13 protein-coding genes are annotated in these 20,883 nt (G+C 50.0%); all 13 read right to left on the reverse strand.

Annotated features, from left to right (window positions below):
• Nucleotides 1–69 precede the first annotated feature (69 nt).
• The 13 genes from LQ567_RS10640 to LQ567_RS10700 all read right to left on the reverse strand — a co-directional run bounded on the left by LQ567_RS10640 (nucleotide 70) and on the right by LQ567_RS10700 (nucleotide 20,861).
• Nucleotides 70–1,098 carry an alpha/beta hydrolase family protein gene (locus LQ567_RS10640; RefSeq protein WP_231004481.1) on the reverse strand — a complete coding sequence of 343 codons (1,029 nt, stop codon included), beginning with the start codon at nucleotides 1,096–1,098 and terminating at the stop codon, nucleotides 70–72.
• A gap of 315 nt (nucleotides 1,099–1,413) precedes the next feature.
• On the reverse strand, nucleotides 1,414–2,613 hold the full coding sequence (gene nagA / locus LQ567_RS10645; protein ID WP_231004482.1) for an N-acetylglucosamine-6-phosphate deacetylase: 1,200 nt from the start codon (nucleotides 2,611–2,613) through the stop codon (nucleotides 1,414–1,416).
• 19 nt (nucleotides 2,614–2,632) lie between these two features.
• Nucleotides 2,633–3,547 carry an alpha/beta hydrolase gene (locus LQ567_RS10650; protein WP_231004483.1) on the reverse strand — a complete coding sequence of 305 codons (915 nt, stop codon included), beginning with the start codon at nucleotides 3,545–3,547 and terminating at the stop codon, nucleotides 2,633–2,635.
• A 7-nt stretch (nucleotides 3,548–3,554) separates the two neighbouring features.
• A complete protein-coding gene (locus LQ567_RS10655) occupies nucleotides 3,555–4,697 on the reverse strand; it encodes a prolyl oligopeptidase family serine peptidase (RefSeq protein ID WP_231004484.1) in 1,143 nt (380 codons plus the stop codon).
• A 28-nt stretch (nucleotides 4,698–4,725) separates the two neighbouring features.
• Nucleotides 4,726–4,935, reverse strand: a complete 210-nt coding sequence (locus LQ567_RS10660; protein ID WP_231004485.1) for a hypothetical protein — start codon at nucleotides 4,933–4,935, stop codon at nucleotides 4,726–4,728.
• A 17-nt stretch (nucleotides 4,936–4,952) separates the two neighbouring features.
• Nucleotides 4,953–6,488, reverse strand: a complete 1,536-nt coding sequence (locus LQ567_RS10665; protein WP_231004486.1) for a PQQ-dependent sugar dehydrogenase — start codon at nucleotides 6,486–6,488, stop codon at nucleotides 4,953–4,955.
• Nucleotide 6,489: 1 nt separating this feature from the next.
• Nucleotides 6,490–7,785, reverse strand: coding sequence for an acetylxylan esterase (locus tag LQ567_RS10670; RefSeq protein ID WP_231004487.1), 1,296 nt, complete (start codon nucleotides 7,783–7,785; stop codon nucleotides 6,490–6,492).
• Nucleotides 7,786–7,809: 24 nt separating this feature from the next.
• Entirely contained in the window at nucleotides 7,810–9,237 is a 1,428-nt protein-coding gene (locus tag LQ567_RS10675; RefSeq protein WP_231004488.1) for a Gfo/Idh/MocA family protein, read from the reverse strand.
• Between the two features lie 250 nt (nucleotides 9,238–9,487).
• A complete protein-coding gene (locus LQ567_RS10680) occupies nucleotides 9,488–11,200 on the reverse strand; it encodes a RagB/SusD family nutrient uptake outer membrane protein (protein ID WP_231004489.1) in 1,713 nt (570 codons plus the stop codon).
• Between the two features lie 18 nt (nucleotides 11,201–11,218).
• Nucleotides 11,219–14,431: a SusC/RagA family TonB-linked outer membrane protein gene (locus LQ567_RS10685; RefSeq protein WP_231004490.1), complete on the reverse strand. Its 3,213-nt coding sequence runs from the start codon at nucleotides 14,429–14,431 to the stop codon at nucleotides 11,219–11,221.
• A 256-nt stretch (nucleotides 14,432–14,687) separates the two neighbouring features.
• Nucleotides 14,688–15,803: a right-handed parallel beta-helix repeat-containing protein gene (locus LQ567_RS10690; RefSeq protein ID WP_231004491.1), complete on the reverse strand. Its 1,116-nt coding sequence runs from the start codon at nucleotides 15,801–15,803 to the stop codon at nucleotides 14,688–14,690.
• A gap of 89 nt (nucleotides 15,804–15,892) precedes the next feature.
• A complete protein-coding gene (locus LQ567_RS10695; RefSeq protein ID WP_231004492.1) occupies nucleotides 15,893–17,731 on the reverse strand; it encodes a RagB/SusD family nutrient uptake outer membrane protein in 1,839 nt (612 codons plus the stop codon).
• Between the two features lie 22 nt (nucleotides 17,732–17,753).
• The gene (locus LQ567_RS10700) at nucleotides 17,754–20,861 is read right to left on the reverse strand and encodes a SusC/RagA family TonB-linked outer membrane protein (protein WP_231004493.1); all 3,108 of its coding nucleotides are present in this window, start codon (nucleotides 20,859–20,861) and stop codon (nucleotides 17,754–17,756) included.
• Nucleotides 20,862–20,883 lie beyond the last annotated feature (22 nt).

The raw sequence follows: 20,883 nt of genomic DNA on the forward strand, positions 1-20,883 counted from the left end.
TTCTGTAGCGTGGCGCATGGCGCCAGCCACCTCTATAAATCAAAAGCGTGAAATTTTTTAGCGCTATATTTACCTGCCAGGTTGTACCTGCAACAACTCGTTAAAAAAAGTATTGATCCGGTTTTCCAGCTCAGCATTACCGGTGGCAATATTATTATGATCCCGATCAGGATAGATAAATAATGCTACCCGGTCTCCGGCGCCCGATTTTTTCATTTCGTTAAATAACAATTCCGCTTGCGTTGCCGGTGTTATACGATCGTTTTGGCCGCAATGAAGTTGTGTTTTGGGTAGCCGATTGCAAAAATATACCGGCGATGCAGCAATCATCCGTTTTCTTGTTTCCGCTATTGTAGCCGTTCCATTGATAAGCGCTTCTATAAATTGCCTTTTATAGGTAGGATCATTGTAAAGTGCAGCGGTCAAGGCTATAAAGTCTGAGTTGAAGGCAACCGGAGCCACCCGTTTAAAACGTTGATCACGTATACCAGCCAGCAGCGCCACGGTTCCTCCCCGGCTGCCGCCCCTGATCATTGCCCTGCCGATATCTGCCTGCTGAAACAGATACCCAACAGCGTTCAGGCTTGCAATAACATCGTCCGTTGCACCATCAAAAGCGTCGAACCTGGAGCCTCCTGATAAAGGAGATTTTAACCGTTTATCACCAACCTCCATGCTTACATACTGGCCTTTCATAGCCGGAACTATATACATAAAAGGAAGATCTTCCCCGGGCAATTTGATTTTTATGGAATTAACAGGCTCCTGGTCTGTACCAAATCCTCCGATATAAAATAACACGGGTATGCGTTGATCCGTTACAGGTGTTAATACTGCGGCATACTCTTTAATGTTGCCCAATTGGAAGGAAATAATATGCGCGGATAATTTGGTGTTGATCTGTTGGCTTTCTTCGATGGTCACCTGCTCAGGTTTTAAATTTCGCTGCGCCCAGGCCTGCTTCACGGCATCAATTTCAGCCGCAGTTGGCTGCGCAAACAAAGCAGCCTTGTCAAATCCCTTGAGCAGGTCTTTCTTTTTACAGGATGGCAAACCGAAAACCAGACAGATCAGGCAGAAAACAGAATACGTTTTCAATTTTTTAATTTTGCGATGAAAGTTATAACCAATGACAACAACGGATCGTTTATCTTTTGCCAATTAACAAAAGATAAACGATCCGTGCCATAAGTAACGCTGTTCATCAAAAGGCCCCAGGTTTACACTGGTGCGAATTAAAACGACCATGCAGACACACAATTATTCCATATAGCGTTCCACCCTATTCTATGTACAGCCTGCTATATATGCTGCGGAAATTTTATGCGGCAATCGCTTCGCTTTAAATCATTTGGGTTTAAATGTTGATTTAGTTTGATATCCACGGGCAAGAGCGGATTGAAGCTGTTTGTATCAACCCGGAATACGGTCCTCAATCTCCACCCGGTGTTTTATATCCCCGGCTACCATTGTCATGCGTATGTTTACCTGCGCATCAAAGAGCACGATATCTGCATCTTTGCCTGCTGCCAGTTCGCCCTTTGTTGCATTGACACCCATTATACGAGCGGGGTTCTGTGTCATCATTTTTACAGCCTCCTGCAACGGCACGCCGGCATCATTGATCATTGTACGCACCAGGCGGTCTGCTGTGGCCACACTACCCGCAAAGCCCGACCGGTCCGGCAATTTGGCCACTCCATCTTCTATGATCACCTTTAACCCGGTATGGATATTCCCCAATATACTTTCGCCTTCCGGCATGCCCGCGCCCCGCATGGCGTCTGTAACCAGGGCTACGCGATCGGGTCCTTTGATCTTGCAGATCAGCTTCAACAGCGGGGCAGGCAGGTGGATGCCATCCGCAATGGCTTCCACATCCATTTCATCGATCAGGTAACCGGCTTCTATGGCACCGGCATACCGGAATGCATTGCGGCGCGTAACCCCGCTCATGGCCGAATAGAAATGCGTGGCCAGGGTATAGCCATTGTTGAATCCTTCCAATACCTCCTCGTAAACAGCATCCGTATGGGCCAGCGCCAGTACCTTTCCTTTTGACCGTACATAGCGCCCAAACTCGATGGCGCCGGGAAGCTCCGGTGCGGCGCTCCATCGTACGATATCATCTGAATAGTCCAGTATTTTCTCATATTCCGCAGGATCGGGATTGCGGATATATTTCGGATCCTGTGCGCCCCGCTGGCTCAATGCAAAATAAGGTCCCTCCAGGTGCATACCCATCAACTGTGCTCCCCTGCTGTTTTGCCGGTTGGCTTCCTTGTAGGAATCGAGCGTGGCAAAAAGATCACTCACCTCGCTGGTTAAGGTGGTTGGGTACATCGCGGTAGTACCATAACGGACATGGGTTTCTGCAATGCCCAGGAAGGCTTCCACTGTGCCATCCATAAAATCATAGCCACCGCCACCGTGCACATGCATATCGATGAACCCCGGGGCAACATAAAGCCCGCGGGCATCGATAACTTCCTCACAGGGCAGGTCGATGGGTGCATTGCTGAGGGCCACTATTTTACCATTATCTATGACGATGCTTCCTCCATGAATGATCTCCCCGGGTGTAATAATCGTTCCATTTATAATTTTCAGCATACGGTTCTTTTACCAGTTATTATTTTATTGAACGCCTCCTGTTTTTAGTTTGCCCGGGCGCACCGGCCGTATCGGCGATCCTTTTTATAAACGATACCACCTCCCCGCTTTTCTCTGCTTCAATAATCCGGTAGGCGGCATGCCCCTTGCCCTCCATAATATGAAACTCGGACAAGTGATTGCCGGTTTCCGTCATTCGCTGTTGCAGGGCTGCTGCATAAGCTACATGGATGGTTTCATCCGCATTGCCATGATACACCAATACCGGCGGTGCCTCTTTTTTTATTACTGCCGCATCTTCCAGTCCGCCCCAGAAATCGATCACCCCGCTGATCTTCAGCGGAAGTGCCGGTTTTACATATGCTACATAGAGGGCCGTCATGGCTCCCGCAGAGCCGCCGGAAACCATTAGCTTTTGGGCATCCATCGAATAATGCGCCGCATGGTTCTTCAACCATTGCATTGCAAGCGCCGCATCGTCGGCTGCTATGCCGATGGCTTTTTGAAGCTCCGGATGAAAGTGCCCGCCTGCCGGCAGCCCTTTAGCCATATTGCCCCCCGCGCTTGCACCTGCAGTTTTATGGTATTTCAGATACAGACGGTAATTAACCGAAACCACCGCAATCCCCGATCGGGCAATTTTTTCGCAGAGCGTTGCATTGCCTCCTTTATCACCACCGGCAAATCCGCCGCCATGGATAAAGATCAGTACCGGCCATTTTTTGCCGGCCGGTGCTTCCGGAAGGTACAGATCGAGCGTTCTGTCGCAACTCGAATCCTTATCAAAAGGGGCGGAAGGCATGGGCGCATACCGGATATTTTTAATACGCGTTACGCGGCTTTCGGTTGTTTGCCCAAACACCATTGCCGGAGAAAAAAGTACGGTCACAATCAAAAGCAGGCCACCAATTATTTTTGTTTTTTCAGCACACATAAACGGATCATTTATTTTTTAAAAAATAATCAAAAAAGCGATACGCCGCTTCGTTGGACGCATCATTCGGATCATGCATGGGTCTGTTGGTCATGGCCACCCTGTTGGTATACCCCAGTAAGCGGTTTACCTGAACCACCTGGTTGAGCGCCGTCCACCGGCCTACCGGATCAGAAGACCCACCCGATACCAGGAAGGGGCGCGGCGCCATTAAAGCCATGATCTCATGCAGGTCATAGCCCTCCTTTATCAATTTAGGATAAAGGCCCCGCGCATCCGCCGTGCTTCCATTCTTTCGCCAGGTATCTTTCCAGGGTGGCGGGTAATACCCCAGGTACCAGGGCTCCCAGTAATTGACGGCACTTCCTTTGGTATCATCAAATACCACACCTGGGTCTGACCATACGGCACAGGCAAATTTATCAAACAGGCAGGAGGCAAACATGGCCCATTTACCGCCGAAGGAATGCCCCATGATCCCGATCCGCTTAGAATCAACATAAGAAAAGCCGGCCAAAAGGTACCAGGCATTTGCTGCCGTATAGGCCAGCATCGACAGCGGTGCTACCGTTGCATTTTCAATTGAAGGGTAATAAACCGAATAGGTGCCCGCTTTGGACGCTTCGGTGGTACCGATAGACAGGGTAACATAGCCTCTTTTAACCAGCTGATACGCAAAATCGCGGTTGGGCTTCCCGTTCCCGATGGCGGTTTCCGGTTCATAAAACGTGGTGATTACCGCCGGCAGCTTTCCCTTTGCCCTGGGCACGCAGAGGTACGCAACGGTTTTTTCATTGGGCGTCCAGTTGAACCGGATGCGGTACTGTGTAAACCCATCTCTTTGCGTGGTTTCCAGCACTTCCATTTGCTGCTTCTTTATAAAAGCCGGCCACCGGCCCATCATCCGGTTCCAGGTGGCTGCAATTTCGGTCCGCCGTTGCCTCCATGCCTGCCGGGTTAAAACGGTATCACCGTTATAAAACCGCAACAGCGGCCGGTACGGACCAAGGTCGTCTTTTAACGCAACGGGTGGGGAAAAGTACCCGGATATCCGCTCATCGACTGCATCCTTTGTGGACCGCTGGCTATGTGCCATACCCGTTACGCCAACGATTAACAGCAATACAAGCGGTATGTTTCTATGCTTCATATCTGGCTTTTAGAATGTTCTGTTTCGTTTATTTGTCATTATCTGACTGTATCAAAAATCTTCTACTTGTCATGCTGTCCCCATCAATCGGGACCGTTTCAGCATCTGTCTCCGTTAGGTCCTGAAACAGGAACAGATCCCGGAACAAGTCCGGGATGACATTGTTCAGGATACCTGTTGATACGGCCAGGTTGGTATCCAGGATCAGGGCGATGCGGATGCCCGTTTGTGCCCCCATCAGCGGCCATTAACCTGCTATCCGTCTTTTTTCCGGGTCCTCCGTTCCTGTACGGCCACTTCTGTAATCGAATCGCTGTTGTTATGCCCCCAACGGCTTCTTATAAAATTAAGCACCGCCGCCGCTTCTTCATTATTCAGAAATTTAAAGGACGGCATGCGGTTGGGATTGTCCTTTGTGCTTTTGCCAAACAAAAACACATCAATCAGCTGCTGCGGCTGCTTCAGCAAAGGTGTGGTCTGCAGTGAGGGAAATGTACCCGGACTGCCGGATCCATCTTCCTTATGACAGCTTGCACAGTAAACCGTATACAGTCCCATTGCATTTTCCCTGCTAACCTTTGTTGCGGGTGCTTTTCCAGGGAGCAGTTGGGCCGTAACACGATCCACTTTCGTGATGCGGATGATCTTATCGTCATCTGCCGCCGGTTTACTATACGGGTTCCAGTCGTGGTTACTGGTAGACAGGTACACATCGCCTTCCGGCGATACACAAACCGCCCGTAGCCGGCCATACATTTTATCCAGGTAGATCATCTCTTTTACAATAGAACGGCCGTCTTTTGAAAGGCTGAGCACCCGGAGGTTCCGGTCTTTTAAGGACACCAGCAGCAGGCTGTTTTTCCACTCGGGGATTTTGGGGTTATTATAAAACGCCATTCCTGCAGGAGCGATGGTAGGGGTCCAGGCCAGTAACGGATCCACGGCTTTTACACTGTCTGCAAATGCTTTTTCCTCTGCGAGGTTGGCATTTCCCTCGATAGCAGACCATCCGTAGTTACCGCCCCTGCGGATCAGGTTCACTTCATCGTCCGCGGCATCTCCATGCTCCGATGTATAGAGCCGGGCACTATCTGAAAACGTAAGTCCCTGTATGTTCCTGAACCCTTTGGCCCAAACCGGGCTTCCGGGCACCGGGTTGTCTGCCGGAATACTGCCATCCAGGTTAAAGCACAATATCTTTCCCTTAAGATTTGCTGCATCCTGGGTGCTGCCCTGCTGCGCCCCATCGCCTGTTGCCCAATACAGTTTTTGATCCGGCGATATGGCTACGCGGCTGCCATAATGCCCGCGAAAACCGGGAACAACAGCAATGATTTTAGGCTCAACGAGCGTGTCTTTCTGAACCAGGTACCGTACCAGCTTTAAACCAATGCTATCCTTTATGGCAAATGTAGAGGCCGCAAATAAATAAGACCGGCCGGTTGCCGGGTCTGGTGCAGAGGCCGCCATACCCAGGAGGCCCGCGGTGGTCTTTCCGGCCACATCATTCATACGAAGCATTAATGTACGCTTTCCGCTGGTAGGGTTCAACCGGTAAATGCGGCCTTCCTGTTCATTATACCAAAGCATATTATCAGGCCCCCACATGAGCTCCCAGGGCACTTTATTATTGGTTGAAATTTCCTGCACCCCCAGCACGGAAGCATCCAGCACAATATTGAACCGGGTCTGGGGATCCCGTTGCACCTGCCGGCATTGAAAAAGGATACAGCTGATGACCACAGCACATACACCGGTTATGATTTTAATACCCGCCGATCTTTTTTCCATTTTATTCTGGTTTATGGTTCTTTAATTTTTCCAGCAGCCAGCCGTCCATCCGTACCCGTTGCTCCGGGGTATACTGATGTCCGGATTCCTTAACAATGAGCAGTTCTTTAGGCGCCCGGATCGTATTATAAACAGCATATGTGGTTGTTGGCGGGCAGGTTTCGTCGTTGAACCCCCAGCTATAAAAGCCGGGTATGTTGATCAGCCGGGCAAAATTGGCCATATCATAATACGCAGAAGTTTCCACTTCCTCCTTTGTTACGTTAGCTGCATCCTTGAGCATATGCGGCCAGCCGCCGGTGCGGCCATGTAAGTAACCGGTTAAATCAGCCAGCCCGGGAAAATAGGCTACCATATAGCGCACCCGGCTGTCCAACGCCGCTGTTGCAATGGTAAGCGCGCCACCCTGGCTGCCGCCGGCTACGGCCAGGTTCGTTCCATCAAACTGGGGTAAGCTGTACAGAAAATCGACCGCACGGATACATCCCATAAATACCCGTTTAAAATAATAGCGATCCCTGTTGTCATGATCAAATAACGGGTATCCTTTAAGCCTCCCGTTTGCGATGGCTTTATAAGCGCTGTCCGGAAGTGTAAAGGGCAGGCCATGAATGCCGATCCGAAGCACGATCACTCCTTTTTCCGACAGGGAAATATCGGGGCTGTAACGCCCCACGCCTGCTCCCGGTACTTTTAAAACAGCCGGATACCGGCCTGTCTTTTTGGGCATGCTTAATACCCCGTAAATACGGGCGCCCCGCTGGTAATGCTGAACACTTACTTCATATACGTTTACCGTTTCAGTGCACTGCCCGGACAGCAAGGTCATCTTTGCATCCGCCGGGACCCGGCCGGCATCGGCCTTCGCTTTATCCCAAAATGCCATAAAGTCTGCCGGCATCGTTGTTGTGGGCCTGATCTGTTCCGGCTCAAAGGCGGCAGTGGCCAGTCCGCGGTAAGGCTTACCATCGATACTAACGGTAACAACGCAACGCAGAAAACCGGGTACGTTCAACGTGCCGCCATCGATCATTCCGCCGCCTTTTTTAAGGACCAAGTCACCCGTCACCGTTGGGGGCATACGCTCGAGACCTGTCTCGTACACAACCGTTACATCCTCCAAGGGCTTATTGTCCTTTGTTACCATTATTGAAAACCGGACCTTTTCCCCCGTTTTATAAACCCAGTCCGCATGATCCGCCACTACCTTAACGGCTACAGACTGTGCAGAAGCGGTTATACCGGTTACGGCCCAAAACAGGCAAACGGTCATGAATTGTATGGAACATCTTATCATACACAAAATGCGTTAAAGCGGTTATTATACGTGTAACTTCCAGGGTTCCCGGTACGCATACGACAGCCATTTATTGGCTTCTTCTGAATTTGTAAACCGTTCGTTTACTCCATCCCATTCCAGTCTTTGTTTTGTATGCATCGCTATGGTGCCTAAATGCGCCATGGTGGTGGACCGGTGACCTGTTTCCAGCGTGGCCCAGGGTTCTTTGCGCGATTTTACACAATCCAGGAAGTTCCGGATATTACTAAAGGTGCTGTTCTTATAGCTGCCCTGGGGAAGTTCCGGATCATGCTTATCCAATACAAAATTTTCCGCCGGCACCGGTGATGGCCAGGTTTGGAATTGCCCGGGTTGGGCAGGCACCACTTTATAATCATCCTCCCCGGTATATAAGGTTCCGTTAGTGCCTCTGAGCTCAAGAAAGCCATGCGGCACAAAACTGCCGCTACTAGCCTCCAGGATCGTTGCCGTTACTAAAACACCGGATCCGAATTCGTAGGTTACATGCATGGTATCCGGAATGGTGCGGTCATCATCCAGCACATACTTACCCCCATGCGCACTAACGGCAACCGGTGCTTCTTCGCCAATCAGCCAGCGGATAAGATCCAGGTAATGAATGCCATTATTTGACAACTGGTTTGCATAATCATCCCACCAGCGAAACATATAGGGCGCTATATTGTATTGATACGGCCGGTACGCTCTCGGACCCAGCCACAGATCCCAATTAAAATTTGCAGGCGGAGCTTCGGGCTTCAGTTTTCCAATGCCGTTGAAGCACATGTTGCTTACATGGCTGCAGGTGGCAAAGGTCACTTTCCCAATTTTGCCCGCCGGTATCTCCCTGGCCAGTTTTTGAAATGTGGGCGCAGCCCGCCGGTTCAGCCCAACCGTTATAATCTGTTTACTGTTCTTTCCTGCATTCACCATCGCCCTTCCTTCCTGAATTGTTTTTGACAGGGGCTTTTCAACATATACATCTTTCCCGGCTTTAATGGCATCGATGGTTTGTAACGCATGCCAGTGATCGGGGGTAGCAATACATACCGCATCAATACTCTTATCATCCAATACCCTGCGGTAATCGGCTACCCGCTTCACCTGGCCGGGAAACCGTTCTCCCATTTTGGGAATCTGGCGGGGCATTGCTTTTATATGCCGGGGATCCACCTCCGCGTAGTTGCGTGTAACATATGGTTTGTATACATCACAGAGCGCGGCCACCTCGCAGTCCGGCTGTTCCATAAATAAACTCAACAACTGGGTACCGCGGTTACCGACACCAATGAAGCCGGTACGCACCCGGTCATTAGCCCCTATAATCCTTCGCCCGGAATCGATGAATGGCGCGGCAAACGTTGTGGTACCCACTCCCGACACGGTTATGCCGGCCAACGCCAATGACGAGCTTTTTATAAAATTTCTCCTTGTCGGTTGTGTTGCCATACAATTGTTTTTAGTTGAAATTCATTTAATGCCTTTTACAAAAGATACCGGGCCGAACGCAAATAACCGTCATATGATTCTTTAGCCATTTTTAAACCCGCATTGCCGCCGATGCGCAGATTTGCCGGCGCGCATGCATTACAGCAATATTTCAAAAAATCCTTCTCTCCCAATATACGGGATCGACGGCCCAAACATTATGCAGCTGCTGAAACCCGGATCTTTACACCTGAAACATTGAACCCTCCCCTTACCAGCCCGGGTTTTGTTTCAGCTTGTCGTTCAGTAAAATTTCGCTTTCCGGAATGGAGTTCAGGTAGTCGCGGCCCAATTTGAAGCCATACCCGGAGGGCAGGGATTTCTGGAACGGGTCAAGGAACCCCTGCTCATCTACCGGGAAGGGATTTTTTGCAATCTGCGAAGCCTTGAAGCCCTTGGGCCGGGTGCCCACAATCAATTCATCCGCTGCGGCCCAGCGGGCAATATCATTCCACCGGAATCCTTCTGCGGCCAGCTCTACCCGGCGCTCGCGGCGGATCTCGTTGATCAATGGTGATAATGCCGGGAATTCCCATTTAGGATCCGTGGCAATGGCAGCCATCAACAGATTGGGCATGGCTACGCGATCGCGCAGCGGCTTAATTGTTTTGTCAATATCGGCCTGTGTAAGGGTACCCAGTTCGGCTTTGGCCTCCGCATAATTGAGCAGCACCTCCGCATACCGGTAAATGATGCCGGGCGACTCTTCGTATTGCTGCACATGGTATACAAGGTTGGGATTGTATCCCTTCTGGATGATATAGCCGCTGGGGGCGTTATAATCGGCGGCGCTATTGAGCTGGGCATAAGCCCCGCTCCAGTTTTCCGTACTGCCGTTGATCTGAATTTTCCAAACCTGGTCCGGTGTGGCAATTGTTTGATAAAAGCGGGGATCCCGGTTTTCGGCCTCCAGCGCCAGCGTGTTGTACCCGTGAAACTGTTCATTACCGGTGATGGGTTTGCCATTAGTGCACAGATAGGCGTCTGCCAGTTGCCGGGTGATGGTACGGTTGGTGGGAGTCCGCATCCGGTAAAAGCGGTCATTTGTGAAATCCGGATCGCCCCCCGTAAGGTTATTATCATACTTTCTCCAAAACATCATTTCGGTGTTGGTACTATAGTCCATCAGGGCAAACAGGTTTTTGTAATCGGACTGGGGATTACCGGTACTGTACACGCTGTATACTTTTGCATCCATCACTTTACCTGCGGCTTCGGCTGCTTTTGCAAAATACACTTCCGGTTTGGCGTTGTCTACTCCGAAGACCGTGCCGGCATGGTACTTCTCCCAACTGCCCTCGTACAATGCCACGCGGCTTTGGATCAGCAGGGCGATCCAGCGGTTGATACGCCCGGCACCGGAGGTTTTATCGGCGGTGAGATAAGTGGCCGCGGAATCCAGTTGCCCGATGATAAAATCGGCTACGGCATTCCGCGGGTCCCGCGGATTAAACAGCTCGGGCGAATCGACCCCTAACTCTTTTGTAACGACCTGTATCGCCCCATAGCTCTGCAATAACTTAAAATAGATCAACGCCCGGAAGAAATATGCTTCACCCAGGTATTGCTGGTATTGCGTAAGGGTATGATTTTTTTCTACCCGCTTGTAATTATCGAAGAAGAAATTGATCCGGCGCACATCGGTAAAGCTTATCGTACCGGAAGTGGTAACCGTACGTGTACCCTGGAGCCGCTGATTGGGCGTATTGGTTACCTGGTTGTCGCTTTCATAATCGCTCCCGTGATTTTCGTACTTTGGAAAATTGCCGGAATTATAGAACGTATTCATATAGGTACGCATCTGGTCGGGCGTTTCAAAAAACACGTCGGATGTGGTCGCATCCAGCGGTCTGCGGTCCAGAAAGTTTTTATTACAGGCACTGAGCCACACAATTGCGATGATGATGACAACATACTTTTTCATAATCTTCATGGTTAAATATTAGAAAGTAAGATTCAATCCGAATGAAAGGGAACTGGTTTGCGGGTAAATCATACCCGCCGTCTGGTAGCCTCCAAAGCTCCGGTCCGAAGCGATCATCGTTTCGGGATCAAACACTTTGGGTACGTTGGTAATCAGCAATAAATTTTCCCCGGAGAGATACACCCGGAGGTTATTGATCTTAACCCGGCGCAGCCAATCTGCCGGCAATGTATACCCCAGCTGAACGTTGCGGAGCCTGAGATAGGCCGCGTTGAGCAGGTACCGGCTTTGAACCAGGCGGTTCTTATTTGTTTCTGCCGTAAAATAGGGCTTCGCCAGGTACGCATCGGTATTGGGCCCCAGGATATTGGTTTCATCGGCCGGGCGCCAATAGTCCAGGTTCGGTGAGTTCTTAAACACAGCCGACCCGCCCCAGGCGGTGGTCAGGCCCCAAAACACCGGCGAATCCGTACCGGGATAGTAATCCTGTTTTCCAACGCCCTGCCAGAACATCGAAAAATCGAACTGCCGCCAGTTTACGCCACCGGTAACACCGATATTATACCGCGGCTGGTTGTTGCCGATCACCACCAGGTCCCCATGATTGCTTAGTGACCGCTGGCCATCGTTAATAATGCCATCCCCATTTACATCCCGGTACTTCATATCACCAGGCCCCCAGGTATTCCAGTATTTGGATTGGTCGGCCATCGGTTCACCCTGGCTTTGGATCAACCCGTCACTGATAAAGCCCCAGATCTCACCCACCTGTTTACCAATATACCATGTATCTATACTTCCTTTGTCATTGCGGTATTGCAGGATTTCTGAACGGCTGTCACCAAAGCTCACACTGGCATTGTATCCCAACCGGGGCGATACCTGGTCCCTCCAGGACAATACCAGCTCAAATCCCCGGGTCGACAACTTTGCATTATTGGTACGGGGAACGGCCGCGCCGATCTGGTAAGGCAGCGTAATGGACGGGCCCACCATATCATCCGTTATCCGTTTGTACCAGTCGAAGGTCAGGTTCAGCCGGTTATTCAAAAATCCGGCATCGATCCCCGCGTTAAACGAGGTAATGGTTTCCCAGGTCAGCTCATCGCTATGCAGCAGGGGAACGTCGGCATAGGGTGGCCGCTCCCCGTCGATGATCCAGTTCAACTGGCTGCCCGTTGGAATTGTGGCCAGGTACCGGTAATTGCTTGCGTTGTACCCGAGGCCTTCAATGATGTTTTGGTTGCCCAGGGCACCATACGAGGCCCGCAGCTTAAGGGTATTCACATATGCCTTGAGCGGCTCCCAAAAACGTTCCTTGGAAATCGCATATCCAACAGCTCCTGCCGGGAAGAAGCCCCAGCGTTTTCCCGGCGCAAACCGTGAAGATCCGTTATACCGCGCACTGAACTCGATCAGGTATTTTTCGTCGAAGTTGTAATTAAGCCGGCCGAAAACGCCCTGTGTGGCCCAATGGTAGATCTGGTCCGTTACCACCCGCTCACCCAGTGAGGTATTGATCGATGGTACATCTACATTGATGAGGTTGGCCCCCGAGCCGCTCAGCCCGGTATAATAACGGTATTCCTGTTCATAGCCCACCATCGCTTTCAGATAATGTCGGTCCAGCTTTCTTTCATAGGAACTTGTTCCGTTGATGAGCGTATAGATATTCTGAGAAAACGCCGAGGCATAGCCGGCAACGGGTTTGCCGATATTACCAAACTGGCCCGTGCCCAGCTCAACCGGTACCGGCCGCGGGTTAGACGTACTCCGGTAGCCCTGGTTATTGTAATTATAAGAAAACACGGTTTTCCATCCCTTAACCGGCTCAAGCTCTCCGCCTAACATGAGGAAAAAATCATTGGAATAACCATTGTCGCGCCCGGTGCCCTGCAGGTACCGTACCAGCGGGCTTTGTACCGTACCGTTGATATTGTAAAACGGCATCATCGGGGCAAAGGTCAGCAGCCCGTTAAAGAAATGCTCGCGTCCTACGGTCGTATAGCCGATAGGATAGTCTGTTTGCCCGGATGCATATTTTACACTGGAGTTGAATTTGAGCCAGGTAGTGATCGTTGTATTATAGTTACCGATGAAATTATACCGCTTATAGCTGTCATTGCCCCACTCGTAAAGCCCGTTCTCATTTACATACCCGCCTCCCAGGTAGTATTGATTCCGCTCATTGCCTCCCGAAACGTTGATGTTGTGTTTTTGACTGAATGCATTGTCGCGCATCAGCAGGTGCGGCCAATCGTTATTGGCATTCCCGTCCCGGCGGCCGCCAAATAAATTATCAATCGGTTTATCCGGGTTATACTCATACGGATAGGAACCATTGATATAATCCTGGATGCGCTTCATTTGCTCCTCGCTGTATACGGCCGTTGCCTTGGCATTGGCCGCCGCCTGGTTATAGGCTGTTGCCCAGGTGTAGGAATCTACAAAGCTGGGCAGGCGAACCGGGCTGCTCAGCGACAGGTTGTTGGTGTACTGAATATTGACACCGCCTGTTCTGCTTCCCTTTTTGGTGGTGATCAGGATCACCCCGAAAGGAGCCCGGGAGCCGTAAATGGCAGACGCGGAGGCATCTTTCAATATGGAAACGCTTTCGATGGATTCCGGATCCACATTATTGATGTTCATTTCCACCCCATCTACCAGGATCAACGGCGAGGCGTTCCCTTCAATGGAACCCATACCCCGGATATTCCAGCTGCTGCCGGAGCCTGGCTCACCGCCCCGCATATTCATTGAAATGGTAAGATTGGGCGAAGCCCCTTTTATAAGATCGCCAATATTATTTGCGGCACGATCTTTTAGCCGCTCACCGGAGATTACGTCAATGGCGCCTGTCAGGTTACTTTTTTTCTGTGTTCCATACCCCACTACTACCACTTCATCCATGGCACTTTTTGATAGTTTCATGACCACATCCGCCGTTGCTGCTGCACCCACCTCCAGCCTCACGGTATCCATGCCTACATAGGTAAAAATCAGCACCGCCTTTGCGCCGGCGTTGATTGCATACCGTCCTTCCTTGTCTGAAAGGGTATTATCAGCGGCCCCCTCCACATTTACGGTCACCCCTTCCAAAGGGGTATTGCTTCCCTCCTGCGTAACCCTGCCCGTAATGGTTTTTGTTTGGGCACGCAACTGAAAATGGCTGATGCCCGCAAACAAAAGCCAGAGAAGCAGGCATCGGTACAAGCGATTTCTTTTTTTCATGTGTAACCAATTTTTCGTTTTCGTTTAGTATTTATTAAGCGTCCGATAACCGCGGCCGATCAGCTGATTGGTTACCGGCTTTTTCTAAAGCATGCACTGAACTATGGTCCGCACAAGCTGTTCGCAACGCCAACCGGTGCCACACACCGTCAGGCTTGTACAGGTAACAGCACCGCCACGGACACCCCGGGAACCAACGGGCAAATGAAAAAATCCGGTTCCCTCCTGTTGATTTTAGTTTGAGCAGGCATCCTTCCTATTTAAAGAACATACTGATATCGCTCCAGCCGCTCCAGCCTTTGGATGCGGCTCCATACCTTGGAAAGCTGCCGATCATTACCCGGCCTGTTATTTGCTCGTTTTTATTATTGCGGATCTTTATAGCATCCGTATTGATACCAAACTGTTGCAGCAGCAATTTTTTCCGTTCATCCGGTTGTCCGTTCTCGAGTATCGTACCTTCGGCGGCCGTTAATAGGTAATGTTTACCTGCCGGGTCAAAACCATAATGATGAAAGGCAATGGCATACCGGGTATTTCTGAAACGATTGCCGGTAAATGTGTAGTGGGTGGCAAAGGTTTCATCACCGGGATCAATGTTATTGAAAAGCGGTATAGAAATAAACGGGTATACCGGGAATATGCCGGTTCTTATAAAGGTTGAGTTGGTAACGCTGCCATAATCGCAATGATCCCGGAACCGTACAAAGTCGCCGGTACAATCTTCAAAATAACAATCCCTTACCCGCACGTTGGATGCATGATGCGCATGATACATAAAGTGCGAATGGCTGTCGATACCCACCCGTTTAAATGTGCATCTGCTATATGTAACGGCGGACGTTCCCGGCTGATGCGCACCCGTTGCACCGAAAATGATCCCCCGCATATCCGTCCAGGAGCATTCCTCCACCAGTATGTTGCTGGTAGTTCCTCCTTCTCCGGATGTGATCTGCAGGGCATACCCCAGCTTTCCGCTGCCGGTAAAATTAAAATTACGGATCACCATGTTCCGCGTATTCTTTACCACCATCAATACAGGCTGTTGTGTATAACCAACGGGCACCGGGAATATCGTTCGATCTCCTTCCCCTTCCAATACCAACCTGTTTTTCCGATTTCCCATATCCGCCAGTATGAACGCTTTTTCGGTATACGCCCTCCGGTAATCGCCCCCGGTAAATGTTACGGTTACCGCCTCCTTCTGAAGGAGGATTTGAATACCGGCCCAAAAACCGGCATCTAAAAAATCTGCTGCATGGGCTGCAGTTAACCCGCTGCCATCACCCCGTTTATCAGGGGCCACATACCGGGTAGCCGCATTACCCGGTAATGCGGCAAACAGTACCCATAAGAAAAACAATTGTTTCATTTCATTTTCTTTTTCTGCAGCGGCCTTCGTTCATTTATAAGACCTGTAAAATCACTCGTACCGGTTTTGCATGCAGGCCGGCAAGCCGATCAATCGATCGTTTCTTTTGGCGGCAAGTTCCGCCCGGCTCCTACATAGCCCTTATTCTGATTGATGATCCCCTGCGAGTTGGCATCAATAACGGTTTGCGGCACCGGCCATAATACATGATAAGGGCTCAGCGTAAATTCATCTCCTGCAACCGTTTTAACGCCTTTGTTAAAAAATTCCGTTTTCTCCATTATACGGTCATACCAGAAATTCACCTCTGAAAAATTCTGCAGCGCATACACTTTACCGTTACCGGCCGCCTTCCCGGTTTTTGCAAACAGGAATGCGATCCTGGTCAGCTCACATTTCCGCGGCTCTTCATAGAAAAGCTCCCTTGCCCGTTCATCCAGGATGGTGCCTATATTCAGCGCGCCGGCATTCGTATAAGAAGCAGCTCCTGCCCTGTTCCTTACTGCATTTACATCGGCCAGTGCCAATGCATTTTCGCCCTTCCAATAATGCGCCTCTGCACGGAGCAGGTAGGTTTCTGCCAGCCGGAAAATATACCAGTCCGTATTGCCGCCCCGAGGCTGTACCCGTATGGGGTCCGGTATAAACAGTTTATAATGCGGCCATCCGCCACACCAGTTACGGATCGTATCCTTTGTTAACACGCGGCCCTGGTCATCTGTGAGCTGCAGATGCTTCCCATAGTAGGAATCCTTACCCTTTAACTGAGGATTGTTATAAACCAGGTCCTCCATGCGCATCCAGTTGCCCGGCGCATGCCGCAGGTCATTGGCATCGTCCCAGATCATGCGGGTACTGTAATTGGTACCCCGGCCTTTATTTACCCCGCCGCCTACCTGTTCTACCTGTGGGATCTCCAGGCCATTGACCTTGGAACATCCGGGATTGCCATTGGGCGTCATGATGGCATTGGTAGTATTACCCCAATTGGGCGTAAAAATATACATCGACGTCATGCCGGCGGCCACATTCCCCGGCATCCCGTACCGGTCGATCACTGAAAATATTTCTTCCTTATTGGCCGCACTTGTTTTGTTCAACGGCCGGTGCAGGTCCCAGATCACATTCCGCGCGGGATCATTTACATCTGTTCCAAACCTCGCCGTCATTAGTTTATAGTTACCGTCAATCACTTTTGAAGCCGCTGCAATGGCCTCATCAAATGCTCCCAGCGCCAGGTAAACCTTTGTGAGCAAATGATAACAGGCGGCCCGGGAAATTTTTCCCTTATCAATCGTTTCAGGCACCCACTGTGTAGCAAACTCAAGGTCTGCTCTTAGTTTCTTCAGGATCGCCTCCCTGCCTGTGGAATAAAAGTCCAGTTGGGGCGACGCTATCTGTTTGGAGATCCAGGGAACGTCTCCAAAACGGTTTACCAGGAGGTAATACCAGAAGGCCCGGTGAAAATAGGCGGTTCCCAAAACTGCATTTTTTTCTTTATCGCTTGCATAGGCAGGTTTGTCGATGTTATAAATAACAAGGGAAGCGCTTTTTATAGCATCGTACGCCTTGTTCCAGCAGTCGCCGATACGGTTGTAGCTGGGATCATTCAGTACGCCGTCAGGAACCACCAGGCGGTTCATATCCCTGCTGGGAAAGGTTTTATCCGTAGTACCGTCTATCATCGACTCTGTAAACAAGTACTCCGTAAACATCGCAGGTGCAAATGTGCCATCCATATAATGATCCCGGATGTTCCGGGTACTGGAGGCCAGTACGGCATACATAGCTTTTGCATCCACCAGGGTTGCGTCAGGTGTACTGATGGACAATGGATTCGGGCGCAGAAATTCTTTTTTACAGCCGGTTGCTATACAGATCGCTGCAAATAAGACCATTCCTTTTATAGATATCAATAACCGGTTCATAATAAAATAATTTTAAAAATTCCTATAATGAAAGATTCAGACCAAAGGTTACATAGGAAGGGGTTGGCCCTATATATTCCGGGTCCCAGAACACATAATTCTTTGTAAACACCGCCACATTCCTGGCTGAAACATTGAATCTTAACTGTGATAGTTTGGCGCGCTCCAGCCACTTTTTGGGCACGGTATAACCGATGGAAATATTATCGAGCCGTATAAACGAAATATTCTGCCATACATCGAATGTTACGCCGCCCACATTTGAATTGAGGCGGGCAAAATCATTGCGGGGATCTTCTGTCGTCCAGTAAGGTATCTTAAATGAATTGTATCGTTCCAGCGTGATGGAATAGCTGTGTTTTGCCTCGTTGAACAACCGTTTTTGCCCCCAATAGGAATAAGCGGAAAACGAAAAATCAATATTTTTAAATAACTGGAATTCGTTGCGCAGGGAGAACCGGAAACGCGGTTCCGTATACCCCAGGAACTGTTTGTCTTCATTGGTAAATGCGTAATCCTTATTCACATCCTCCAGTTTCATATCTCCGGGCGACAGTTTATATTTTGCGGCTTCTGCTTCTTCGCCCTGCTGCCATACTCCGGCCACTTTAAAACCCCAGATCGCATCAATGGCATGTCCTATAAACCATTTGTTCAACAGGTCATCCGCCTCCCGCTGTCCGGTAACATTACCCTGCGCATCCAGTATATTTGTTTTATTGCCATACAATGCAACGATCTTATTCCGGTTCAGTGAAAAATTGAAGGTTGTATTCCAGGAAAAATGATCCTTTATGATATTCCGCGACTGCAAGCTGATCTCAAAGCCCCTGTTATTTACCTGCCCCAGGTTGGCCGGCACCGATGCATATCCCGTAACGGAGGGCAGTACCCGGTTCACCAATAAATTATTGGTCATGATGGAATACCCTTCCAGGCTTCCGCTGATCCGCTGATCCAGTAAACTAAAATCCAGGCCCACATTTAACGACCGGCTGCGTTCCCATTGCAGGAACTCATTTCCCATCGCATTCGGGTACAAATAGGATTCCTGGTACGGGTTGCCGCTTCCGTCTACATAAGTGATCAGCCCATTGCTCAATGTGGGCAGTGCTTCATAGATACCAACAGAACGGTTGCCCGTTTCGCCCCAGGATACCCGCAGTTTTCCGTAGCTGAGCCAGGAAGTTTTCATAAAAGGTTCATCGGAAAATACATAACCCAAAGCAACCGACGGAAAGGTAGCCCGCGGATTATTGATGCCAAAGGCCGAATAGCCATCCCGCCGTACCGTTCCTGTGATCATGTATTTCGATTTAAAAGAGTAAAACAGGCGGGCCATATATGCATCTCCCGTGCTATAGGTATCTGAACTGGTTAGTTTGGTTACCGTGGCAGCGCCCATATCATGATAGCCCAGCACATCGCTTGGTACAAACCCGCGTCCGTCCATCGACTGCTGCCAGGTCTGGTATTTCTCCGCATTGGCCAGTAAGGTTACATCAAACTGGTGCACCTTATTGATCGTACGGCTCCATTTTAAGAGGTTATCCACCTGCCAGTTAAAGGCGCTGGAGGTGTTACGGATTGCTATTCCTCCCTGTACCTTATACTCCGGGTGCTGCGACATATTGTGCAGATACAGTTCATTGTTGGTGAACCGCGGTGAATAATATACTTCATAGGAGATCCCCAACGGGAGCGATAATTTGGCAAACAGGGTATTATCAAGCGATTTATAGGTATAGGACCGTTCTGTATAAAACCGGTCGATCAACGGATGCCGGTTGGCCACCGCATCATCGATCGGGTAGATCTTATAGGTGCCATCCGGATTGGTAGGCTGTCCCCAGGGTGAAATACCGTCATATTGCCCCCAGGCCACGGGTGCGCCACTTTCATCCCTTATGGAAAACATAGAGTTGACACCCACCATTAAAAAATCCGTAACATTCGCATTCAGCCGTAGCCGGCTCCGGTAAACCGAATAATCATCTCCAACCACGGCGCCTTCATTCTTGTCGTGCCCTACAGACCAATAGTAATTGATCCGGTTTGCTTTACCGGAGAGGTTGGCATTATAGCTCTGTTGCGATCCGGTTCTGAAAACCATATCCTTCCAGTCTGTACTCTGCCCTTTCACATAGTTTTGCCGTTCCACCTGCGACATGCCCAAACGGCGCAGCCAGATGTCCGTAGGATCGCCCTGTGCGTTATCGAAGGCCCGCCAGTTTTCCAATGTAACACCGGCAGGCAATTGATTGGGATCTTCAAACACATAGCCCGGTGCGGTGCGGTTACCGCTTTTTAACACATCCGACCGCCATTTAATAAATTCATACGGCCCATAAACATCTTCCGAACGGAAAAGGCTTACAATTCCCCTGGTAACGTTAACGCCAACCTTCGGTTTTTCTGTACGCCCGGTACGGGTATTTATAATGATTACCCCATTGGCTGATTTGGCCCCGAACACGGCGGCCGAACTGGCATCTTTCAGCACATCCATCGATTCAATATCGGTCGGATTGATATCTGCAAGATCCCCGTTATAGATCACCCCATCTAAAACGATCAACGGCGATGAAGCGTCCGTTTTCAATGTCCGTCGCCCCCGGATCTCAATACCGCCACCGCCTTTTGCGGTGGTGGTAAGCCCAATATTCAAACCGGACACATTTCCCCGCATCAGCTCCTGGATATTCCTGGGATTTTCAATCTCCAGCTTCGCTGTCTTTATGGTACTTACGGATCCCGTGAGATCTCTTTTGCGCATGGTTCCATATCCTACCACCACTACTTCGTCCATCGAGCTTTTGGACAACTTCATGATCACATCCACTGTTGCAGCAGCGCCGGCTTCGATCCGCACAGTATCCATTCCGATGTAGGTAAACACCAATACCGCAGCAGGCCCTGCTGCAATGGAATACCGGCCCTGCTTATCAGATACGGTGTTGCCGGCCGCTCCCGCTACATCTACGGTAACGCCTTCCAAAGGGGCATTACTTCCTTCCTGTGTAATTTTCCCCGTAATCGTTTTTGTTTGTGCATGCAGCCGGAAATGGGTTGCGCCTGCAAGCAAAAACGAAATAAGCAGACACCGGCACAACAGTTTTCTCTTTTTCATTTGTAACCAATTTTTCGTTTAA

The sequence above is a fragment of the Niabella pedocola genome, from assembly GCF_021044425.1.
GTDB classification, from domain to species: domain Bacteria; phylum Bacteroidota; class Bacteroidia; order Chitinophagales; family Chitinophagaceae; genus Niabella; species Niabella pedocola.

What these genes read in the sequence shown, in the direction of transcription:
- LQ567_RS10675 (WP_231004488.1), bottom strand. Translation starts at nt 9,237, where the DNA reads ATGGCAACACAACCGACAAGGAGAAATTTTATAAAAAGCTCGTCATTG.
- LQ567_RS10665 (WP_231004486.1), bottom strand. Translation starts at nt 6,488, where the DNA reads ATGGAAAAAAGATCGGCGGGTATTAAAATCATAACCGGTGTATGTGCT.
- LQ567_RS10655 (WP_231004484.1), bottom strand. Translation starts at nt 4,697, where the DNA reads ATGAAGCATAGAAACATACCGCTTGTATTGCTGTTAATCGTTGGCGTA.
- LQ567_RS10700 (WP_231004493.1), bottom strand. Translation starts at nt 20,861, where the DNA reads ATGAAAAAGAGAAAACTGTTGTGCCGGTGTCTGCTTATTTCGTTTTTG.
- LQ567_RS10660 (WP_231004485.1), bottom strand. Translation starts at nt 4,935, where the DNA reads ATGGGGGCACAAACGGGCATCCGCATCGCCCTGATCCTGGATACCAAC.
- nagA (WP_231004482.1), bottom strand. Translation starts at nt 2,613, where the DNA reads ATGCTGAAAATTATAAATGGAACGATTATTACACCCGGGGAGATCATT.
- LQ567_RS10670 (WP_231004487.1), bottom strand. Translation starts at nt 7,785, where the DNA reads ATGATAAGATGTTCCATACAATTCATGACCGTTTGCCTGTTTTGGGCC.
- LQ567_RS10690 (WP_231004491.1), bottom strand. Translation starts at nt 15,803, where the DNA reads ATGAAACAATTGTTTTTCTTATGGGTACTGTTTGCCGCATTACCGGGT.
- LQ567_RS10685 (WP_231004490.1), bottom strand. Translation starts at nt 14,431, where the DNA reads ATGAAAAAAAGAAATCGCTTGTACCGATGCCTGCTTCTCTGGCTTTTG.
- LQ567_RS10680 (WP_231004489.1), bottom strand. Translation starts at nt 11,200, where the DNA reads ATGAAAAAGTATGTTGTCATCATCATCGCAATTGTGTGGCTCAGTGCC.
- LQ567_RS10695 (WP_231004492.1), bottom strand. Translation starts at nt 17,731, where the DNA reads ATGAACCGGTTATTGATATCTATAAAAGGAATGGTCTTATTTGCAGCG.
- LQ567_RS10650 (WP_231004483.1), bottom strand. Translation starts at nt 3,547, where the DNA reads ATGTGTGCTGAAAAAACAAAAATAATTGGTGGCCTGCTTTTGATTGTG.